Origin of the sequence: Methylobacterium bullatum, assembly GCF_014845095.1 — a bacterium.
GTDB lineage: Bacteria > Pseudomonadota > Alphaproteobacteria > Rhizobiales > Beijerinckiaceae > Methylobacterium > Methylobacterium bullatum.
Map to the genome: position 1 here is coordinate 23,829 of NZ_NKUG01000070.1, position 20,031 is coordinate 43,859.

The 20,031-nt window shown below is 66.4% G+C and carries 21 protein-coding genes; 14 read left to right on the forward strand and 7 right to left on the reverse strand.

All coding sequences use genetic code 11. The features are described from left to right. Positions 1 to 34 precede the first annotated feature (34 nt). Positions 35 to 2,749: a hybrid sensor histidine kinase/response regulator gene (locus tag MBTS_RS10300; protein WP_147828979.1), complete on the reverse strand. Its 2,715-nt coding sequence runs from the start codon at positions 2,747 to 2,749 to the stop codon at positions 35 to 37. Between the two features lie 144 nt (positions 2,750 to 2,893). Further along, entirely contained in the window at positions 2,894 to 3,628 is a 735-nt protein-coding gene (gene chpT / locus MBTS_RS10305; protein ID WP_147828981.1) for a histidine phosphotransferase ChpT, read from the reverse strand. 192 nt (positions 3,629 to 3,820) lie between these two features. On the opposite strand from chpT, the gene MBTS_RS10310 reads away from it, so the two are divergent. Continuing rightward, positions 3,821 to 4,690, forward strand: coding sequence for a 3'(2'),5'-bisphosphate nucleotidase CysQ family protein (locus tag MBTS_RS10310; protein ID WP_147828983.1), 870 nt, complete (start codon positions 3,821 to 3,823; stop codon positions 4,688 to 4,690). Positions 4,691 to 4,700: 10 nt separating this feature from the next. Here the strand turns inward: MBTS_RS10310 and MBTS_RS10315 are convergent, their stop codons facing one another. Continuing rightward, on the reverse strand, positions 4,701 to 5,177 hold the full coding sequence (locus MBTS_RS10315) for a YHS domain-containing (seleno)protein (RefSeq protein WP_244973542.1): 477 nt from the start codon (positions 5,175 to 5,177) through the stop codon (positions 4,701 to 4,703). Positions 5,178 to 5,312: 135 nt separating this feature from the next. On the opposite strand from MBTS_RS10315, the gene MBTS_RS10320 reads away from it, so the two are divergent. The 12 genes from MBTS_RS10320 to MBTS_RS10375 all read left to right on the forward strand — a co-directional run bounded on the left by MBTS_RS10320 (position 5,313) and on the right by MBTS_RS10375 (position 16,558). Further along, the gene (locus tag MBTS_RS10320) at positions 5,313 to 5,945 is read left to right on the forward strand and encodes a DUF1134 domain-containing protein (RefSeq protein WP_187273285.1); all 633 of its coding nucleotides are present in this window, start codon (positions 5,313 to 5,315) and stop codon (positions 5,943 to 5,945) included. A gap of 142 nt (positions 5,946 to 6,087) precedes the next feature. Further along, positions 6,088 to 6,810, forward strand: a complete 723-nt coding sequence (locus MBTS_RS10325; RefSeq protein WP_147828989.1) for a hypothetical protein — start codon at positions 6,088 to 6,090, stop codon at positions 6,808 to 6,810. Positions 6,811 to 6,968: 158 nt separating this feature from the next. Next, positions 6,969 to 7,241, forward strand: coding sequence for a hypothetical protein (locus tag MBTS_RS10330; protein ID WP_018042670.1), 273 nt, complete (start codon positions 6,969 to 6,971; stop codon positions 7,239 to 7,241). Between the two features lie 113 nt (positions 7,242 to 7,354). Then, on the forward strand, positions 7,355 to 7,663 hold the full coding sequence (locus MBTS_RS10335) for a hypothetical protein (RefSeq protein ID WP_018042669.1): 309 nt from the start codon (positions 7,355 to 7,357) through the stop codon (positions 7,661 to 7,663). Between the two features lie 76 nt (positions 7,664 to 7,739). After that, positions 7,740 to 9,014, forward strand: coding sequence for a diaminopimelate decarboxylase (gene lysA, locus MBTS_RS10340; protein ID WP_056144296.1), 1,275 nt, complete (start codon positions 7,740 to 7,742; stop codon positions 9,012 to 9,014). 114 nt (positions 9,015 to 9,128) lie between these two features. Next, positions 9,129 to 11,759, forward strand: a complete 2,631-nt coding sequence (locus MBTS_RS10345) for a TIGR02302 family protein (RefSeq protein ID WP_187273286.1) — start codon at positions 9,129 to 9,131, stop codon at positions 11,757 to 11,759. A gap of 99 nt (positions 11,760 to 11,858) precedes the next feature. Beyond that, positions 11,859 to 12,044 (forward strand): twin transmembrane helix small protein, encoded by a 186-nt coding sequence (locus MBTS_RS10350; RefSeq protein WP_018042666.1) that lies wholly within the window; start codon positions 11,859 to 11,861, stop codon positions 12,042 to 12,044. Positions 12,045 to 12,189: 145 nt separating this feature from the next. After that, the gene (locus tag MBTS_RS10355; RefSeq protein WP_018042665.1) at positions 12,190 to 12,807 is read left to right on the forward strand and encodes an acyloxyacyl hydrolase; all 618 of its coding nucleotides are present in this window, start codon (positions 12,190 to 12,192) and stop codon (positions 12,805 to 12,807) included. A gap of 32 nt (positions 12,808 to 12,839) precedes the next feature. Further along, a complete protein-coding gene (locus tag MBTS_RS10360; RefSeq protein WP_018042664.1) occupies positions 12,840 to 13,412 on the forward strand; it encodes a cob(I)yrinic acid a,c-diamide adenosyltransferase in 573 nt (190 codons plus the stop codon). A gap of 220 nt (positions 13,413 to 13,632) precedes the next feature. After that, positions 13,633 to 14,382 carry an electron transfer flavoprotein subunit beta/FixA family protein gene (locus MBTS_RS10365; RefSeq protein ID WP_147828991.1) on the forward strand — a complete coding sequence of 250 codons (750 nt, stop codon included), beginning with the start codon at positions 13,633 to 13,635 and terminating at the stop codon, positions 14,380 to 14,382. A gap of 133 nt (positions 14,383 to 14,515) precedes the next feature. Continuing rightward, the gene (locus MBTS_RS10370; RefSeq protein ID WP_147828993.1) at positions 14,516 to 15,466 is read left to right on the forward strand and encodes an electron transfer flavoprotein subunit alpha/FixB family protein; all 951 of its coding nucleotides are present in this window, start codon (positions 14,516 to 14,518) and stop codon (positions 15,464 to 15,466) included. Positions 15,467 to 15,676: 210 nt separating this feature from the next. Continuing rightward, positions 15,677 to 16,558: a 3-hydroxybutyryl-CoA dehydrogenase gene (locus MBTS_RS10375; RefSeq protein ID WP_018042661.1), complete on the forward strand. Its 882-nt coding sequence runs from the start codon at positions 15,677 to 15,679 to the stop codon at positions 16,556 to 16,558. A 195-nt stretch (positions 16,559 to 16,753) separates the two neighbouring features. Here the strand turns inward: MBTS_RS10375 and MBTS_RS10380 are convergent, their stop codons facing one another. The 3 genes from MBTS_RS10380 to upp all read right to left on the reverse strand — a co-directional run bounded on the left by MBTS_RS10380 (position 16,754) and on the right by upp (position 18,990). Continuing rightward, positions 16,754 to 17,056 carry a flagellar basal body-associated FliL family protein gene (locus MBTS_RS10380; RefSeq protein WP_056144286.1) on the reverse strand — a complete coding sequence of 101 codons (303 nt, stop codon included), beginning with the start codon at positions 17,054 to 17,056 and terminating at the stop codon, positions 16,754 to 16,756. Between the two features lie 169 nt (positions 17,057 to 17,225). Then, positions 17,226 to 18,242 carry an NAD(P)H-quinone oxidoreductase gene (locus MBTS_RS10385; protein ID WP_147828995.1) on the reverse strand — a complete coding sequence of 339 codons (1,017 nt, stop codon included), beginning with the start codon at positions 18,240 to 18,242 and terminating at the stop codon, positions 17,226 to 17,228. 85 nt (positions 18,243 to 18,327) lie between these two features. Then, positions 18,328 to 18,990: a uracil phosphoribosyltransferase gene (gene upp / locus MBTS_RS10390; protein WP_018042658.1), complete on the reverse strand. Its 663-nt coding sequence runs from the start codon at positions 18,988 to 18,990 to the stop codon at positions 18,328 to 18,330. Between the two features lie 214 nt (positions 18,991 to 19,204). Between upp and MBTS_RS10395 the strand changes: the two genes are divergently transcribed. After that, a complete protein-coding gene (locus tag MBTS_RS10395; protein WP_018042657.1) occupies positions 19,205 to 19,471 on the forward strand; it encodes a hypothetical protein in 267 nt (88 codons plus the stop codon). A gap of 77 nt (positions 19,472 to 19,548) precedes the next feature. Here the strand turns inward: MBTS_RS10395 and MBTS_RS10400 are convergent, their stop codons facing one another. Further along, positions 19,549 to 20,004, reverse strand: a complete 456-nt coding sequence (locus MBTS_RS10400) for a DUF2852 domain-containing protein (protein ID WP_056144279.1) — start codon at positions 20,002 to 20,004, stop codon at positions 19,549 to 19,551. Between the last annotated feature and the right edge of the window lie 27 nt (positions 20,005 to 20,031).

The following is a 20,031-nucleotide window of genomic DNA, read 5'->3' on the forward strand; positions in this document are numbered from 1 at the left end:
GCTCAGATTGTCCGATCTCGTTCGAGGGCCAAGTTCAGGCGGCTTTGGGAAGGCTGACGATGTCGACTTCGCCGAGGGCCGAAATCAGCCCGCTGCGGTCGAACTTCGCCACCAGATCGAGGATCGAGAGGGAGCGAGCCCGTTCGATGGCGTCGACGCCGACAGTGCCGGAGAGGCCGATGACCGGTAGCTGGGAGAGACGCTCGTCACCCTTCCGCATGGCGGCGACGAGGTCGAAGCCGTTTCGGCCCGGCATTTCCAGGTCGCACACCACCACGTCGATACGACCGTTGGCCATCAGCGTGGTGAGGGCGGCTTCCGCGCTTCCGGCGGTGATCACGTTGTAGCCGGCGGCCTTCAGGACCGGGCTGAGCATGTCGCGGAAGAAGGCCGAATCGTCCACGAGAAGCAGCGTCGCATTGCGCTTCTCGGGCTTGTGCGCGCCCCGGGCCCAGTCGTCATAGGCCAGCGGAAGGAAGTGGGCGATGTTGATGATCTCGGTGGCGCGGCCGCGCAGGACCGCCGAACCGATGAGGTCCGAACGCTCGGCTGCGATCTCCACGTCGAGACGCTCCTCGACGATGTCGATGATCTCGTCGACCACGAGGCCCATGGCCCGTTCGCCGTCCGAGAATACCACCAGGGCCTGTGTCCCCTCGCTCCTGATCTCGATCGACTGATCGGCCGGGACCAGCGGCATGAGCCGGCCACGGTACTGGATCAGCGGGCGTCCGCCGACCCACTCGATCTTGCTCGCCTCGATTTCCTCGAGCCGTGTCACGAGCGAGAGCGGCACCGCCTTGAAGCTGCCTCCGCCGCCCTTGAACACCAGCAGCGTCGCCTTGGCGTCGGCGGCATCGGTCTCCTCCGGCTCGGCATCAACCGGGATGGCGCCCGTCTGCGTGCCCTGGCTGACCTGACGGGCGATACCGTTGGGATCGACGATCAGGACCACCGCGCCATCGCCGAGAATGGTGTTGCCGGCGAAGAGCGGCAGGTGGCGCAGCTTGGACGACATCGGCTTCACGACGATCTCTTCCGTGTGGAAGACTTCGTCCACCAGGATGCCGAAGCGCTGGCGACCGACCTGTGCGACCACCACGAAACCGGAATCGATGCTCTCGGCATTCTCCTTCTGACCCAGCACCCCGGTGAGGGTCACGATCGGCAGAAGGCGCTCGCGCAGGCGCAGCACCGGCGAGCCGTTGATGCGCTCCACCTTCTGGGCGGTGGCCTTGTCGACGCGCACGAGTTCCAGCACGGCCACCTGCGGCACGGCGTAGCGAAGGTCGCCGGCCTTGACGATGAGGGCGGCGATGATCGCCAGGGTCAGCGGGATCTTGATGGTGAAGGTGGTGCCGCGGCCGAGCTGCGTGTTGATGTCGATGACACCGCCGATCAGCTCGATATTGGTCTTCACCACATCCATGCCGACGCCGCGGCCGGAGACGGAAGTGACCGCCTTCGCGGTGGAGAAGCCGGGATGGAAGATGAACTTCGCCACCTGGGCGTCGGTCATCTTGTCGATGTCGCTCTGGCTCGCGACGTTGCGCTCCACGGCCTTGCGGCGGATGGCGGCGAGATCGAGGCCCTTGCCGTCATCGGCGATCTCGATCGTGATCGTGCCACCCTCGTGATAGGCGGCCAGACGGATCGTGCCGCGGGCAGGCTTGCCCGCCGCCTTCCGGTCGGCGGTGGATTCGATGCCGTGATCGGCCGAATTGCGCACCATGTGGGTGAGCGGGTCCTTGATGACCTCGAGCACCTGACGGTCGAGCTCGGTCTCGGCGCCGCTCATGATGAGCTCGATCTGCTTGCCGAGTTCCGACGAGAGGTCGCGAACCACGCGGGGCAGCTTCTGCCAGGCGTTGCCGATCGGCTGCATGCGCGTCTTCATGACGCCTTCCTGCAGCTCGGCCGTCACGTGGCTGAGGCGCTGCAGGGGGACCTTGTAGGTCGAGTCGTCGTGGCGGCGGGCGATCTCGAGGAGCTGGTTGCGGGTCAGCACCAGCTCGGACACCATCGTCATGAGGTGTTCGAGCGTGTCGACGTTGACGCGGATGCTCTGAACCTTCGAGGCTCCGCCCTCGGATTCTCCGGAGGGAGCGTCCGACCCGTTCTTCCGGTTGGCGCCCTTGGAGGACGAATCCTCGGCGAGCGACGCAGGTTCGAACTCGGGAGCTGTGAATTCCGGCTGCTTCGGTTCGGCCATGGCGACGGGTGCCGGCTCCAGGGGGAGCGGCTCCGACAGGTCGGGACCTTCGGCTTCGAGGAAGGCGCGCTCAAGATCGTCGAGGGAGACTTCGCCGGGCTTCAGCTCACGAACGACGGGGTCGGGGAGTTTCGTTTCGACCACCGGGGCCGGCGCTACGAACGGGGCGGCCGACATCGCATCGAGGGCGTTGATCAGGTCGTCGTCGTTGCCGGTCGGCTCGGTGCCGGTGATTTCGAGATCGCCGAGGATCTGCTTGAGCCTGTCCAGCGTCACGAGGATGAGACTGACGGCGGGGCTGCTCACCGGCATGCCGTCGCGGAACTGGCCCATCAGCGTCTCGGCCGCATGCGCCAGCGCTTCGAGGCGCGGCAGGCCGAGGAAGCCGCACGTCCCCTTGATCGTGTGGACGAGGCGGAAAATGTTTCGGAGGATCGTCTGGTTGTTGGGATCCTGCTCGAAGCGGACGAGCTCGGCGTCCACGGTATCGAGATGCTCTGCGCTCTCGGTCAGAAACTCACGCAGCAAGTCATCCATTAGAGGCACTCGGTCCAGACGCGCACTAGGTTTGTGCGAGTTCCACCTTGAGGCCGACAGGTTAGTGAAGAGTTTCGAGAGAGAGACAAATTCACAGGTCGCGGCAGGATTTGATCCAGCCTGCCGCGACGGTCGTTCCGGCGATCAGGCGAGCGACGTCTCGGGCGGCTCGCTGTCGGAGGGGCGCGTATCCTCCAGGGGGCGCCCGGCGGGTGCCGCAGCCGGTGCGACGGTGGCGGCCACCGGCTCGGCGCGGATCGTCACTTCGTCGCCCTCGATTCCGAAGCGGACGTTCATCGCGGCCGCGCGGGCCACGAGCCCAGCATAGAACGGCAGGATGCTGTGGGCGTCCACCGCGCCGTTCTCCGGCGTTCCCGCGATCAGATCCTCCACATGGGCGGGGATTCGGGCGTGCGACCCCTTCGATGTGATGACGATGGAGGGGGCCTCTCCGTCGCCGCTGACGACCACGTCGATCCGGCCGCCACGGGGAATGGTGGTGGTGGCGATCATCACGAGGTTAAGGAGGAGCTTGACCTTGTTCTTCGGATAGAGCGCCTGCGGTGCGCTCCAGGCCAGTTGGGTCTTCTCGTCGCCGAACATCCCGCGCGAGACTTTCTCGGCATCGGCCAGGTCGATCGACGCGCCCGCGGATCCGGCGGCGCCGAACGCGATGCGGGCGAATTGCAGCCGTGCCGAGGCCTGCTTCGCGCTCTTGCCGATCAGTTCGAGGGCGAATTCCCGCATCGAGGTGTCGCTCTCGTCTTCTAGGACTTCGAGCCCGTTCACGATGGCGCCGACCGGGCTGATGACGTCGTGGCAGACGCGCGAGCAAAGCAGCGCGGAGAGATCGAGGGAATCGAGATCGACGGGGGTCATCGTGCTCTCCGCACAGGGCAATGAAGGGGCCGCGGATGCGGCCGGTCCGTCGGCTTCGAGAGATGAAACCAACCGAGGGCGGCACCGATAGACGGCACAGGATGCTTTGAAAAGCGACGCGAGGAGTGCGTAGTCCGCTTCGGAGCCGACTCTAGAGTCGACAAGGCGCGGCTCGCAAGGCAAGACTTTCCTATGCCCCTCGATCCGCGGATGCGCGACAGCATCGCGACGACATTGACCGACATCGCCTGCGAAGCCGGCGACATCCTCCGACGACATCATGGTGGCGACTGCGCGCACGTGATCAAGCCGGACGGGACTCCGTCGAGCGTCGCCGACATCGCATCCGAAAAGCTGATCTTCGATGCCCTGAGGCAGCGCTACCCGACGATCCCCATCGTCTCCGAGGAATCCACTCACGACCTGCCGCCGGCCGACTTGTTCTTTCTGGTCGACCCTCTGGACGGCACGCGCGATTTTCTGGCCGGAAACCCGGATTACAGCGTCAATATCTGCCTGATCGAAGGGAACAGGCCGGTCGCATCGGCCGTGGCGGGTCCGGGCATCGGCCGCGTTTGGGGGGCCGGCGCCACGGCCTTCGAGGCGGTGATCCATCGCGGGCGACCGACGACGCGGAATGCGATCCGGGTCAGGAAGGTGCCGGAGGACGGACTCGTCGCCCTGGTCAGCCGGCGCCACGGCGATACCGAGACGGAGGCCTGCCTCGCGGGACTTCCCATCGGCCAGAGGCGCGGCGTCGCATCGGCCCTGAAATTCTGCCTCATCGCGTCCGGCGAGGCCGACATCTATGTGCGCTGCGGCCCGACCATGGAATGGGACACCGCCGCCGGAGACCATGTGCTGACCACCGCCGGCGGCTGCGTCATCGTGTCGTCGGGGCGTGAGATCACCTATGGCCATTACGGCATTTTCTACCGTAACGGCCCTTTCGCGGCCCTCGGAGATCCGAGCTATACGGGCCGCCTCGGCCTGCCCGATCGCGGGCCGAGCCTGAACACGGTCCGCCAGGGATCTGCCGCGCAGACAACGCCTCGGGTGTGAGAAAGCCTTCTCAGGGTGGCGCGCCATCCTCGGTGAGCTTGCGCAGGGCCGGCCATTTCTCTTCCGCCGCCGCGACGATGGCCGGTGACGCGACGACCCTCGAACGGTGTTCCCGATTTCGGAACAGGTAGAGACCCTCCCCCGCCGGACCGGCCAGGATCGCGAAGATCTGCGGGTCCGTGTCCACGATCCGGCCATCGAGCACCCCGATCGGATCGTAGCCGGACAGACGCGGCGCATAGGCGGAGGGCGCATCGCGGAAGGCCGCCAGGTTTCCCGGGCGCGAGAAACGCCAGGTCCGACCTTTCCAATCCCATTCGAAGGCCGGTTTGCCCGGTACCGGCTGTCCCTCGGGATCGAGGAAATAGCTGACCGCGTCGAACCCATCGAGGGCGATGAGTCCTGGCCGCGCGAAGGAGGCACGAGGTGCGACGAGGCACGATGCCAGTGCGATTCCTGCAAGGTTACGGCGCGTTAACCCTATCATGCGGTACTTCATGCTCTAATCGGCGCTACGCGGGCTCGTGCCTCCGCTTGTCCCGGCTCGGACAAATCCGGCCAGGAGAATGTCGGCGAACGGGACGGATGTCGAACCTTGTGATGGGCGAACATGGTGCTCCGGATGACAGATCCTTCGAACCCCCTCGCCGCATCGGGCGAGCCCTCGCCGCTGACAGCCCGGCGCCGCGCTCTCATCCTCGGTGCAGCCGCGGTCGCCCTGCTCATCGCGGCGCCCGTAGCTCCGGCCCTGGCCTTCGACGAGCCGCCCCCCGGACGGTTCCGGCCCGCCGAGATCGTGGATAACGGGCATAAGTTCTTCGGCTCGATGTCGCGGGGTCTCGCCCTCACCGTGGAAGAGGCGACCCGGCGCTGGGGCGAGCCCAACGGCTACATCCTCGGGCAGGAAGCGTCCGGCGCCATCGTCGGCGGCGTCCGCTACGGCGAAGGCACACTCTATACACGCAATGCCGGGCAGCGCCGGATCTACTGGCAGGGTCCGTCCATCGGGTTCGACCTCGGCGGCGACGGCGATCGCACGATGATGCTTCTCTACAACATGCCCTCGGTCTCCGGCCTCTACCGGCGTTTTGCCGGGGTCGACGGCTCCGCCTATTTCATCGGCGGGTTCGGGATGACCGCCGTGACGAATGACGGAATGGTGGTGGTGCCGATCAGGACCGGCGTCGGTGCGCGCCTGGGGATCAATGTCGGCTATCTGAAATTCACGTCGAAGCCGACCTGGAACCCCTTCTGATCCGACCCGACTCGTGGGCCTCGGCCGGCGGCGGTTCGTCTCTAACCCGTCAAAGGATTGGTCTCGCCTGGGGGAAATGGTCTAAAGACATGCGCGTCGCGGTTTTTCCGACCGCGCCAGGGGCTAGGAAGAGCATTCCCGCGTGATCGAAACCGTGATGATCTTCGCGCTCGGCTTCCTCGCGGCGAGCCTGTGCGCCCTCATGGTCCTGCCGGCCGTCAACGCCCGGGCGACCCGCCTGGCCAAGCGCCGGCTCGAAGGCCTCGTTCCCCTTTCTGCCTCCGAAATCGCCGCCGAGAAGGATTATCTGCGCGCGCGGTTCGCCGTCACCCAGCGCCGCCTCGAGCGGAAGGTGGAAGCGGCGCGCGCCAGCCGCCATGCGGATATGGCGGCCATCGGCGCGCGGACCCTTGAGATCGCCGCCCTGTCGCGGAACGTGGAGGAGCGGGATGCCGCCCTGGCATCGACGCGGGCGAACCTGGACGGAGTCGAGCGCGACCTCGCCACCGCCCGCGCGGAGGGAACCCTCAGCCTCGCCACGCTCGAAGTTCTCGAGAACGCCCATCGCGATCTCCTCGACGATCTCCACGCCCTGCGCGAGGCGCGAGCGGCGCAGGCTGACGCGCCAGCCGACGACGAGGCGGGGCAGGACCTACAGGAGCGCTACTCGGCGCTCCTCGCCGAATGTGAGGCCCTGCGCACGGCAAAGGCGTCTCCCGACGCTGAGATCGCCGCCCTTCGCCAGCGCATCGTCGAGGTGGCGGATTCGCTGCTGCGACAGAACCGGCTTCCGTCCGTCGATGTTTTCGCCATGCCGGGCTCGCAGGCCGGTTCGATTCCGGTGAAACAGACCGAACCCGTCTGATTTACCCGCGGGTGGAGAGAGGGCCGTTGCAGGCGGCCGGAGGAGTGGCGTAGAAGCCGCGTCTTCATGGGATGACCACCGGCGTGCCTTGTTTCGACCATGCAAAGGCATCATCGGGTTCGTTACATCCTCACTGTCTGAGACGGATCGCGTTCCCTATGACTTCCAAGATGACTTCGCTTGCCCTCGCACTCGTGACAGTGTCCGTGTTCTCGTCGGCGGCGGCCTTCGCCCAAGCCGCTCCCCAGACGAAGCGGGGCAACGAGACGCTCAAGAAGTATTGCACCGGCGATTACCTCACCTATTGCGGCAACCTCTCTCCCGACGATCCGGCGGTGGACAAGTGCTTCCAGACCAACTGGACCAAGCTGTCCGAGAATTGCCGCCGCGCTATCGACGCCTACGAGAAGACGGGCGGCAAGAAGGGCTGATCCCCTTCATTGAGGCCCCGGTGCCTCAGGCAGCACAAAGCGTGGCCGTTGCGCTCGCATCAGCGGGACGCAACGGCTATGATGCCGACGCCCGAGGCTCCGGACCCACGTTGATGTTGTTTCGTTCCCGACTGACGTTGCTCCTCGTTCTGGGCTGCGTGTCCCTGGCCGGCTCCGGCTGCGGCCGACGCGGTGCCCTGCAGGCCCCCGATACGCGGGCACCGGTGCAATCCTCCGGAGTCGGGCTCGGATCGTCCCCGGTGGCGGATTCCACCGCCGTGGCCGACGGCGACGATCTCGACCCCTCGGCGATTTCCGGCACGCCTCAGGCGATCAAGGAAGCGCCCGTGCAGACATCGAAGGGCGTCAAGCGCGGCTACACCATTCCCAAACAGCCCTTCATCCTCGATCCGCTGCTGTAGAGGATCGCCGGCGGGCCGACCGCCGCGCTCTCCTTTTCAAATCCGCGTTTCAGGATCCGCGTCCCAAGGCCCGTCGATGCACCATTTCCATTATCGCGACGGCCTGCTGGCGGCCGAGGATGTCGATCTGACCGGCCTGGCCGCGGAGGTCGGTACCCCGTTCTACTGCTACTCCACCGCGACGCTCGAGCGGCATTACCGCGTCTTCGCCGAGGCCTTCGCCGGGGACGACGCCCTCGTCTGCTACGCGATGAAGGCGAATTCGAACCAGGCGGTGCTCACCACGCTGGCGCGTCTCGGCGCGGGGATGGACATCGTCTCCGAGGGCGAGTTGCGCCGCGCCCTTGCCGCCGGCGTCGATCCGCAGCGGATCGTGTTCTCCGGCGTGGGCAAGACCCGCGAGGAGATGGCGGCGGCGCTGCATGCCGGCATCTACTGCTTCAACGTGGAGAGCGAGCCCGAGCTCGAAACCCTGTCCGAGGTGGCCTCTTCTCTTGGCGCGACCGCTCCGGTCTCCGTCCGGGTCAACCCGGACGTGGATGCCGGAACCCACGCCAAGATCTCCACCGGAAAATCCGAGAACAAGTTCGGCATCCCCATCGGGCGCGCGGCCGATGTCTATGCCCGCGCGGCGTCGCTGCCGGGGATCGCGGTGTCCGGCGTCGACATGCATATCGGCAGTCAGATCACCGATCTCGCGCCCTTCGCCCATGCGGCCGGGCTGTTGGCGGAACTGGCGCGCAGCCTGATGGCGCAGGGTCACCCCCTGCATCACATCGACTTCGGCGGTGGCCTCGGCATTCCCTATCGCGAGGACAACGCCCCTCCCCCGGAGCCCGCCGCCCTGGCGGAGATCCTGCGCCCTCACTATCGGTCCCTCGGCCTGCGCCCTGTCTTCGAGATCGGCCGCATGATCGCCGGCAATGCCGGCATCCTGGTCACCCGCGTCCTCTACGTGAAGCGCACGGAGGGCCGGACCTTCGTCATCGTCGACGCGGCGATGAACGACCTCATCCGCCCGACGCTCTACGAGGCCTACCACGCCCTCCGTCCGGTCATCGAGCCCGGTGCCGACGCCCCACGCCTCGTCGCCGATGTGGTCGGACCGGTCTGCGAGAGCGGCGATTACATCGCGCTGGGCCGCGACATTCCCGATGTCGCACCGGGCGACCTCGTCGCCGTGATGACGGCGGGCGCCTACGGGGCTGTCCAGGCCGGAACCTACAATACGCGCCGCCTCGTGGCCGAGGTTCTGGTGAGCGGCGACCGTGCGGCCATCGTCCGGCCGCGCCAGACCTACGACGACCTCATCGGCCTCGACCGCGTGCCCGACTGGCTGCGGTCGGAATAGCCGCGCGCCCGCGATGCGGGTGGGCCGATTTGACCCGATCGCCGTGCGCCGCCACCATGCTAGGCTGACAGCGCGGGATGCGGCGAGCACTCACCGCCTCGGGAGCCCAGCAGAATGGACGAGGCCGACGCGACGACCTCCGGTGCGAGCCAGATGACGACCCCGAAGCCGCCGGCCGCGCGAAGCCGGCTCGATCGGCTCGTGTCGCGATCGCAGGCCGCCGGGCTGTGGGAGCGGGCATGGCCCCTGCTCTGGCGGGGGCTCGCCGTGATCCTCGCCTTCCTGGCGGTCTCATGGCTGGGGCTCTGGCTCGATCTGCCACCGATCTGGCGGATCTCGGGGCTTTCCGCTTTCGCCGTCGCACTCCTCGCCGCGCTGGTTCCCTTGATCCGGCTTTCCCGCCCGAGCCGCCGGGATGCCCTCGCGCGGCTCGACCGCGATGCCGCTGCGGGCAATTCCAGCCTGTCCCACAATCCCGCTTCCGCCATCGAGGATACGCTCGCCGTCGGGACGACAGATCCGGCGACACAGGCTCTCTGGGCCCTGCACCAGCGCCGTGCGGCCGAGGCGGTGGCACGATTGAACGTCGGCCTACCGCGTCCGGGTATGCCGCGCCGAGACCCCTTCGCCCTGCGTGCGGGGCTCGTCGTGGCGGCGGTCGCCAGCCTGTTCGTCGCCGGCCCGGAATGGCGCCAGCGCATCGGCAGCGCCTTCGACTGGCACGAGGCCGCCGGCCCTGCACCGAGCTTTCGGGTGGATGCCTGGATCGATCCGCCGCTCTACACCCGGCTTCCGCCCCTCGTCGTCACCATGAACGGCACCGAGCAGCGCCTGCGCGCACCGGTGAACGCGACGCTGATCGTCCGGATCGCCGGCCAGGGCGATGTCGTGCTGACCCCGAATGCCGGTTTCAAGCCAATGCCTGGCAAGGAAGCGCGTCCGGACCTCCGTGAGGACCGCTTCCAGCTCGTCGGTGGCACCGCCGATCTCGTCATCGCCGCGGGCTCGGCGCCCACGCAGCATCTCATCGTCGAGACCATCCCCGATCTCGCCCCGGAAGTCAGGCGTATCGGCGGCCTGGAGGTGAATGCACGCGGTACCTTCAACCTGACCTACCGAGCCAAGGACGATTACGGCATTGGCTCGGCCGACGGGATCATCGAGCCCCTGGCCGGCGCGCGCTCCCTGGTTCCGGTGCCGAAGATGCCACTCGCCCTGCCTTCCGATGTGAGCGGGGACACCGACACGAAGACGCTGGTGGATCTGACCGACAACCCATGGTCCGGCGCGCGTGTCCGCCTCACCCTCGTGGTCAAGGACGAGGCCGGCCAGGAGGGGCGGACCGAGACGGCGGAGATCACGTTGCCGGCGCGGCCGTTCCGCGAGCCTCTGGCGCGCGCCTTGGCAGAAGAGCGCCGACGCCTCGTCACCGCTCCCGACGAAAGTCGGCGCCGGGTGCAGACCGCCCTCGACGCGCTGATGATCGCGCCGGACCAGTTCACACCGCAGCCGTCGATCTTCCTCGGGCTGCGCACCGCATCCCGCCGGCTCAAAGCTGCGCGGACCGACGAAGCCCTCGTCGAGGTCGCCGACCTGTTGTGGGAGATGGCGCTCAAGATCGAGGACGGCGATCTGTCCGACGCGGAGAAGAGCCTGCGCGCCGCACAGGACAAGCTGAAGGACGCCATCGAGCGCAACGCGCCGGACGAGGAGATCAAGAAGCTGACGGAGGACCTGAAACAGGCCCTCGACAAGTTCATGAAGCAGATGGCCGAGCGCCAGCAGAAGCAGCCTCAGCAGCAGGGCGAGAAGGGCAAGTCGCAGCAGAACGCCAAGACCGTCACTCCGGACGATCTGAACAAGATGCTGAAGGACATGGAAGAGGCGATGAAGCGCGGCGACACCGCCGAGGCGCAACGCCTGCTCGAAGAGCTTCGCAGCATCCTCGAAAATCTTCAGACAGCCGAGCCGGGAGCTAAATCCGACCCGAATGGCCGTGAGATGAGCAAGCAGGCCGAGGAACTCGACAAGATGTCCCGCGAGCAGCAGGCGCTCCGCGACGAGACTTTCAAGGACGGCCAGAACAAGCGCGGCCAGCAGCCCGGGCAGAAGCAGGGCCAGAAGCCCCAGCGCGGCCAGCAGGGGCAGCAGCAGAATGGCGATCAGGGCCAGCAGGGCGGAGAGCAAGGGCAGCAAGGCCAAAAGGGTCAGAAGGGCCAGAAAGGCGAGCAGGGCCAGGGCGGCGCCGGCGAACGCCAGCAGGCCCTGCGCCAGCGGCTCGAGGATCTGCAGAAGCGGATGAAGGAGCTCGGGATGCAGGGCGAGGAAGGCCTCGCCGACGCCGAGGAGGCGATGCGCGACGCCGAAGGCGCCCTCGGCGAGGGCAAGGAAGGCGATGCCGTCGACGCTCAGGGCCGCGCCCTCGATGGCCTCAAGCGCGGGGCCGACGGGATGCAGAAGCAGATGGAGGAGATGGCCCAGGGCGAGGGTGAAGGCGAGGGCGAGCAGGAGGGCGGCGAGAACCCCAGTCAGCAGGGGCAGGCCGGCAATCGCGACGACGATCCGCTCGGCCGTCCCACGAAGGGCCGCGACCTCTCCGACGGACGTGGCAAGGTTCCGACCGCCGACGAATCCGCGGTCCAGCGCACGCGCCGGATCATGGAGGAGTTGCGCCGCAAGCTCGGCGATCCGAGCCGGCCGAGAGAAGAGCTCGACTATTTCGAGCGACTGCTCCGGCGAAACTGAGGAGCGCATCCGTTCATCGGGTGCGATGCCCTGCCCTATGGGCTAGGGTAGCATCGGAGCCATATGGGCTTCGTCCCCGCGTTCCGAGCCCGAGCCGTCATGTCCTCCAACTCCCTCGTCCTCGTCGCCTGTCTCGCCGTGGCCGTCGTGCTGTTGCTCGGCCTCGTCAACATGATGCGCGGCGGCAGCGCCAACACGTCCCAACGCCTCATGCGTCTGCGCGTATTGCTGCAGTTTGTGGCGATCGTCTTCATCATGGGCGTGGTGTGGTGGCGCTCCGCCTGAGCCACGATCACATCTCGGTGAGTGTGGCGGACGGGCCTCACACGCGATCTAACACGATGACGAGGCGGGATTACTGAGCCGTCGGACTGCCGCCAGCGTATTTCCGCGTGGTAGGAAGGTTCCGTTCACTTTGGATCCGTCATCGATGCAAGCCATCTGCTCTCGCCTGGTCGCCGGCATTCTCGCCCTGCCTGTCGTGTGTTCCGCCCAGGCCGCCGATCTCGGATCGCCGCCTCCCGCCGCGGCCTACGTCACGCCTGTCCAGCCGCTGAGCATCGTCTCCGAGGTGCGTATCGGCGGGGCCGTCCAGGATCCCGGCAGCGCCGAGAAGAACACCAACGCCATCAACGGCGAGATCCTGTTCTACAAGCCAATCGTGAGCCTCGACCCGTTCTGGCAGGCCTTCGTGGCGCGCCCGACCGTGGGTGGCAGCTACAACTTCGATGGCCGCACCAGCTACGCCTATATCGGCCTGACCTGGACGGTGGACCTCTTCCCGCAGACCCTGAACAACCGGGTCTTCCTCGAAGGATTCTTCGGCGCGGGCGCGCATAACGGCTATACCGGCCTGAAAGCCAACGCACCGGCCGGCTTCAACTCCCTCGGTTGTAATCCGCTGTTCCGCGAAGCCGCGGCGCTCGGCTATCGTCTGACCGAGCATTGGAGCATCATGGCCACCGTCGAGCACATGTCGAATGCCGGCCTGTGCCACGAGAATCGCGGCCTGACGAATTTCGGCGGCAAGATCGGTTACACGTTCTAAGCCCGACGCCTGGATCTGAGATCGGATAACCCTTGGTCACCCTGAACCGCATCTACACGCGAACCGGCGACAAGGGCTCCACGGCGCTCGCCAATGGCGAACGTCGCTCCAAGGCGGATCTGCGGGTCGAGGCCTACGGGACGGTCGACGAGACCAATGCCTGCATCGGCCTCGTCCGGCTCCATGCCGATATCGTCCTCGACGCCATGCTCGGCCGCATCCAGAACGACCTGTTCGATCTCGGTGCCGATCTCGCCACCCCGGAAAGCGACGAGCCGCCGGCTTACGAGCCCCTGCGTATCGTCGCGAGCCAGGTGAAGCGCATCGAGGCGGATATCGACCTGCTCAACGCCGAGCTGTCGCCGCTGAAATCCTTCGTGCTCCCCGGCGGTTCGGCAGCCTCCGCCGCGCTCCATCTCGCCCGCACGATCTGCCGCCGGGCCGAGCGCCTGACGGTGGCCCTCGCTGCCGTGGAAGGCGAGCGCGTCTCGCCGGAGGCGCTGCAATACCTGAACCGCCTGTCGGACTTCCTCTTCGTGGCGAGCCGCACGGCAAATGCCAATGGAGCCGACGACGTGCTCTGGGTTCCGGGCAAGAACCGCTGAAGCGGGATATCTGGTAGACCGCATACAAGCGAACGTGGATTACGATTCGCATGTGTTCGACGCGGGGCTAGACTGTCGCACGCGTTGACAAGTCTGAAATCCCCCCGTTACGGTCCGCCGCTTCATTCCAAGAGGGTGCCCGGACCTTCGACCACGTCGAAGGCCCCTCGCGCGCTGCGCCGGCCCTTGCCAAGAAAATCATTGGAGGATTGTGACCGCCATGAAGGTTCTGGTGCCCGTCAAGCGGGTCGTCGACTACAACGTCAAGATCCGCGTCAAGGCCGATGGTTCGGGTGTCGAACTCGCCAACGTCAAGATGTCGATGAACCCCTTCGACGAGATCGCCGTCGAAGAGGCGATCCGTCTCAAGGAAAAGGGCAAGGCGACCGAGATCGTCGCCGTGTCCATTGGACCGCAACAGGCGCAGGAGACGTTGCGCACGGCTCTGGCCATGGGTGCCGACCGGGCGATCCTGGTGAAGACCGACGGGCTCGTGGAGCCGCTGGCGGTGGCCAAGATCCTGAAGGCAATCGTCGAGAAGGAGGCCCCCGGCCTCGTCATCCTCGGCAAGCAGGCCATCGACGACGATTCCAACCAGACCGGACAGATGCTGGCCGCCCTGCTCGACTGGCCACAGGGCACCTTCGCCTTCAAGCTCGAATTCGGCGAGGGTTTGATCGACGTCACCCGTGAGGTCGATGGCGGCCTGCAGACCGTCACCCTCGCCCTGCCGGCGATCGTGACTACGGATCTGCGTCTGAACGAGCCGCGTTACGCGTCGCTGCCCAACATCATGAAGGCGAAGAAGAAGCCTCTCGAGGAGCTCAGCCCCGATGCCCTCGGCGTCGATGTGACGCCGCGTGTCAAGGTGCTGAAGACCGTCGAGCCGGCCGGACGCAAGGCGGGCATCAAGGTCGGCTCCGCGGCCGAACTCGTCCAGAAGCTGAAGGGCGAAGCCTCGGTCATCTGAGCTTTACGCCCCGCTCGCGCATCGGCCGTCGCAGGATGGCCGGTGCCGGCCCACAATCCCTCCCTTCGGCCGCAGACCGGCGCGACGCCGCGACGGATGCCAGGCCGCACCGCAATGAGGTTCGACGCATAGCATGGCCATTCTCCTCCTCATCGAGCACGATAACGGCGCCGTGCGCGACGCCAGCCTGAAGGCACTCTCCGCCGCCAAGGAAATCGGCGGACCGATCCACGCCCTGGTGGCCGGTGCCGGAAGCCGTCCCGCAGCGGACGCCGCCGGCGCTCTCGACGGTGTCGACAAGGTGCTGCTGGCCGAAGACGCCGCCTACGACCACGCCCTGGCCGAGCCGACGGCCGCGCTGATCGTCTCGCTCGCGGGCGATTACGACGTGATCATCGCCGCCGCCTCCACCACAGGCAAGAACGTGCTGCCGCGCGTGGCCGCCCTCCTCGACGTGGCGCAAATCTCGGACATCATGAGCGTGATCTCGCCCGACACGTTCGACCGGCCGATCTATGCCGGCAACGCGATCCAGACCGTCCAGGCCGCCGAGGGCAAGAAGGTCATCACGGTCCGCATGGCGGCGTTCAAGGCCGCTGCCGCCGGGGGATCGACGGCCCCGGTGGAGCCGGTCTCGGCGAGCGCGCCGGCTTCCTCCAAGTCGACCTTCAAGGGCGAGGAGATCGCCCAGTCCGACCGGCCCGAACTGGCCGCTGCCAAGATCATCGTCTCGGGCGGCCGCTCGCTCGGCTCCTCGGACAAGTTCAAGGAGCTCATCGAGCCACTGGCCGATGCCCTCGGCGCGGCGGTGGGCGCCTCGCGCGCCGCTGTCGATGCCGGCTACGCCCCGAACGACTGGCAGGTCGGCCAGACCGGCAAGGTCGTGGCACCGGACCTCTACGTGGCAGTGGGCATCTCCGGCGCGATCCAGCATCTGGCCGGAATGAAGGATTCGAAGGTCATCGTCGCCATCAACAAGGACGAGGACGCGCCGATCTTCCAGGTGGCGGATTACGGCCTGGTCGGCGACCTGTTCCAGATCGTCCCCGAGCTTCAGGCCGAGATCGCCAAAGCCAAGGGCTGATCCCGGGTCCCTGAACCACGACAGGACTTCGCCGCGGGCATCCGCGGCGGAGTTCTTTTCCCATTTAAGCGCTTGCCCGGGCTGCACCTCAGCGAGAAAATGATCTAGGAATTTTGTGCGCCGCATTTCAATTGCGGTGCCAACGCCTCGATCGCTAGGCGGGCGTTCTGCGGCCGAACCGGCCGCGCCTCAGGGGTGCGAGTTCAAGCGATGGCCATCGAGATCAAGACCGTCGGAATCATCGGCGCCGGCCAGATGGGAAGCGGCATCGCCCATGTCTGCGCCATGGCCGGGTTGGACGTGCGGCTGAACGACCGTGACACCGCCCGCATCCATAGCGGGCTCGCGACGATCGACGGCAATCTGGCACGTCAGGTCTCCAAAGGCACGATCACCGATGAGCAGAGGCGCAGTGGCGTCGCGCGTATCCTCGCCGCCGAAAGCTACGACGACCTCGCCCCCTGCGATCTCGTCATCGAGGCGGCGACGGAAGACGAGGCGACCAAGCGCCAGATCTTCACCGCCCTGTGCCCGTCGCTGAACCCTGATGCCATCGTGGCGACCAACACGTCGTCGATCTCGATCACGCGCCTCGCAGCCGCGACCGACCGGCCGGAGCGGTTCATCGGCATCCATTTCATGAATCCGGTTCCGGTCATGCAGCTCGTGGAGCTGATCCGGGGCATCGCCACGGCGGACCCGACTTACGTCTCCGCCAAGGCCTTCATCGCCAAGCTCGGCAAGACCTCCACCATGTCGGAGGATTTCCCGGCCTTCATCGTCAACCGCATCCTGCTGCCGATGATCAACGAGGCGATCTATACGCTCTACGAGGGCGTCGGCTCCGTGGAGGCCATCGACACCGCGATGAAGCTCGGCGCCAACCATCCGATGGGCCCGCTGCAGCTGGCCGATTTCATCGGTCTCGATACCTGCCTCTCGGTGATGCAGGTGCTCTACGAAGGGCTGGCGGATTCGAAGTACCGCCCCTGCCCGCTTCTGGTGAAATATGTCGAAGCCGGCTGGCTCGGCCGGAAGACGAAGCGCGGCTTCTACGATTATCGCGGCGAAGTCCCGGTTCCGACCCGCTGAGAGACGGCAGTCCGTGAAAGCTCAGGCCCCGAGTGAGGGTCGTGGCTCATCGGGCGAAGACATCTTGCGATGGATCTCTCCAGATCAACGACGCTTCTCAAAAAAAACGCTACGGCTTCGAAGCGGTTAAGTCCGCTGCAATGCCGTAGCGCGCTGTCGTCGTTGCCGGTCGTTAGAACCGACATGACGTCTGGCTTATTTCTGGCCACCGTTAGCCGACGGCTGGGCCGGCGCCGGGTAGGCCGGGTTGCCAGCGGGAACGTTGCCGGTGTTCGCGGACGACGCTCCGTTTCCGGCCCCATTCACGGAACCGGTGACTTGAGCGCGGGAAGCGTCCTGGCTCTGCGACGCGTAGTCCTTCGGGGAATTCGCACCCTGCCAGGTCATCAGACCGGTGATCGCGATGGCGAGGAGGACGAGGCTGCCGATCAGGACGTAGAGGACCGGCTTGCCCTTCTTGCCTTGACGTGCGTTCTGACCGTCGAGTCGTTCTGCCATGGAAAATCTTTCGGAGCTCGGCCGAGTGCGGCCGTCATGTTCAACCTGAGACATTGATGTCCCATCTGGTGAGTTGAACGCGACGGCCGAGCTCCCTGTTCCGACGCGATCGGCCCTGGCGGTGGCATCTGACGGAAAAGCCGCACCGCTATCGAGGTGAAGTCCTGCTTCAGCGCCCGGTCGTCAGCATGATCTTGCCGAGATGCGCGCTCGACTCCATGAGCGCATGGGCCTCGGACGCCTTCTCCAAAGGGAAGGTGGCGTGGATGATCGGCTTCATCCGGCCGTCGGCGAGGAGTGGCCAGATGTCCCGACGCAGGCCCTCGGCGATGGCCGCCTTCTCCGCTTTGGGACGCGCCCGCAGGGTCGCACCGGTGAATGTGAGCCGCTTCATCATGATCGGCGTCATGCTGAAACTCTCGACCTTGTAGCCTTGCATGAAGGCGATCTGCACGAGGCGTCCCTCGATCGCCAGGGAGGCGAGGTTGCGGGCGAGGTAGGGCGCGCCCACCATGTCGAGGATGACGTCGACGCCCTTGCCCTCGGTGAGGCGCTTGATCTCCTCGGCAAAATCCGTCTCGCGGTAATTGATCGCCTCGTCGGCGCCGAGCTCCTTGCAGAACGTGCATTTCTCGGTCGAGCCGGCGGTGGCGAAGACCCGCGCGCCGTGCAGCTTCGCCATCTGGATCGCCGTAGAACCGATGCCGCTCGATCCGCCATGGACGAGGAAGCTTTCGCCCGGCTTCAGGCGTCCGCGCTCGATAACGTTGCTGTAGACGGTGAAATAGGTCTCCGGCAGTCCGGCGGCCTCGATCAGCGAGAGCGGAGCCGGGCGCGGCAGGCATTGTCCGGTCTCGGCCACGGCGAATTCGGCATATCCGCCGCTGATGGTGAGGGCGCAGACCTCGTCGCCGATGGCGAAGCCCTCAGCCCCCTCGCCGAGGGCCGCGATCCGGCCGGCGACTTCGAGGCCCGGGATTTCGGTGGCGCCCTTCGGCGGCGGATATTTGCCTTCGCGTTGCTGGATGTCGGGCCGGTTCACGCCGGCCGCGACCACTTCGATGAGCACTTGGCCGGGACCGGGCTGGGGCAGCGGCACCGTCTCGAGCGTCAGGACGTCCGGCCCACCTGCTCCCGCGAACCGGATCTGGCGCATGGTCTCGGGCAGGTCTGGGCTTGACGTCATCGCATCACATCTCCGGTTGGCTTGACCCGTCATGTGCGGCCGGAGGGCGGGTTGGCAAGGGCGCAGTTGGTAAGCGAGGACTGTCTCAACGGGTGCCGTACATCCGGTCGCCGGCATCCCCGAGGCCGGGCACGATATAGCCGTGGTCGTTGAGGTGGCTGTCGATGGAGGCGGTCCAGACCGGCACGTCGGGATGCCTCGCCTGGAGCTTGGCGACGCCTTCCGGCGCGGCGAGAAGGCAGACGAAGCGCAGGTCGCGCGCGCCGCGCTGCTTCAGGAGGTCGATGGCGGCGATGGCCGAATTGGCCGTGGCGAGCATAGGGTCGAGGACGAGGACGGTGCGGTCGGCGAGGTCGGACGGTGCCTTGAAATAGTATTCCACCGCCTCAAGCGTCTCGGGGTCGCGATAGAGCCCGACATGGGCGACGCGCGCGGAGGGCACCAGCGAGAGCATGCCGTCGAGAAAGCCGACGCCCGCGCGCAGGATCGGGGCGAGAACCAGCTTCTTGCCCGCGATCTGCGGCGCTTCCATCGCCTGGATCGGCGTTTCGATGGTCACCCGCTCCAGGGGAAGGTCGCGGGTGACCTCATAGGCGAGGAGCATCCCGATCTCGTTGAGGATCTGGCGGAAGCCCTTGGTCGAGCGCTCCTTCTGTCGGAGCAGGGTCAACTTGTGCTGGACCAGGGGATGGTCGACCACCGTGACCGTCGCGCGGATCTCCGCGCCGGTAACGTCCGTATTCGCCATCGCCTTCACTCCCCCGAGAAGCGGCCCACCGTGCCACGAGCGGCACCGGACCGACCCCACGCTCTTTTGAACTCCCGCCCTTATGGCCCCCCGGGGCATGAAAATCCGATAAAGAAGCGCGGCCATGACGCGGTGGGGGCGCGTCCCGGTCGTCGGAGCGAGGCAAACAGGGTGGTCCGGATCGTCGATGAAACTTATCCGAAACAGCACGCCCATGAGCAAGTCCGCCCGGAACGACAGGGTCCGCTATCGCGCGACGTTTCTCAACACGCTCGGGGCGTCCCTGGTGATGGTCGGCTTCTTCCTGCCGGGGATGCGGCTCTACGAGGGGTATGACCACCGCCTGTCCCGCGCCGAGGCGTGGAGCGTCTCGCTGCGGTTCTTCCAGACCGAGCCGGGTGCGGTGAGCGTGACGGCGCTGATCCTCGGCTTCTGCCTGCATTTCATTGCCCTGCATCACCTGAAGAAACTGCAGGATTGATCGGGCCACTGGACGAACAAAAAAGGGGCTCCCGGCATCTCTGCCGGAAGCCCTCCGTAACTCCTATGTGGGATCGATCAGACGTTCTGCGTCGGGCCGCTCGTATTGCGCTTGGCCATGAAGGCGTCGAACTGCTCGCGGTCCTTGGCGCGCTTCAGTTCCTCTACGAACTCGGCGAAGGCACGGCTCTCCTCCTGCAGCGCCTTGCGCTGGGCGTTGAGCCGGTCGAGTTCGGCGCGGCGGTAATCGTCGAAGGCGAGGTTACCGGTGCCGCGCAGATCCGCGGCCTCGAACGCCTGGGCAAAGCGCGATTTGCGCATGCCCGCCTGCCAATCGGACCCACGGCCGATCATGCCGCGCAGTTCGGACAATGCCGGGTAACCCGCCACCTTCCAGGCGATGTAGGCCGCCGCCAGCGGCCACCAGTAGAAGAACGCGACGACGACGGCGCCGATCTCGAAAGAGCGGCGGGGAAACGGACCGCTGCGGCAGGCTTTGCCGGTGGCCCAGGGAGAGGTCGAGGAAAAGCTCACGGCTCACAGCTCCGATGTTAATGTGAA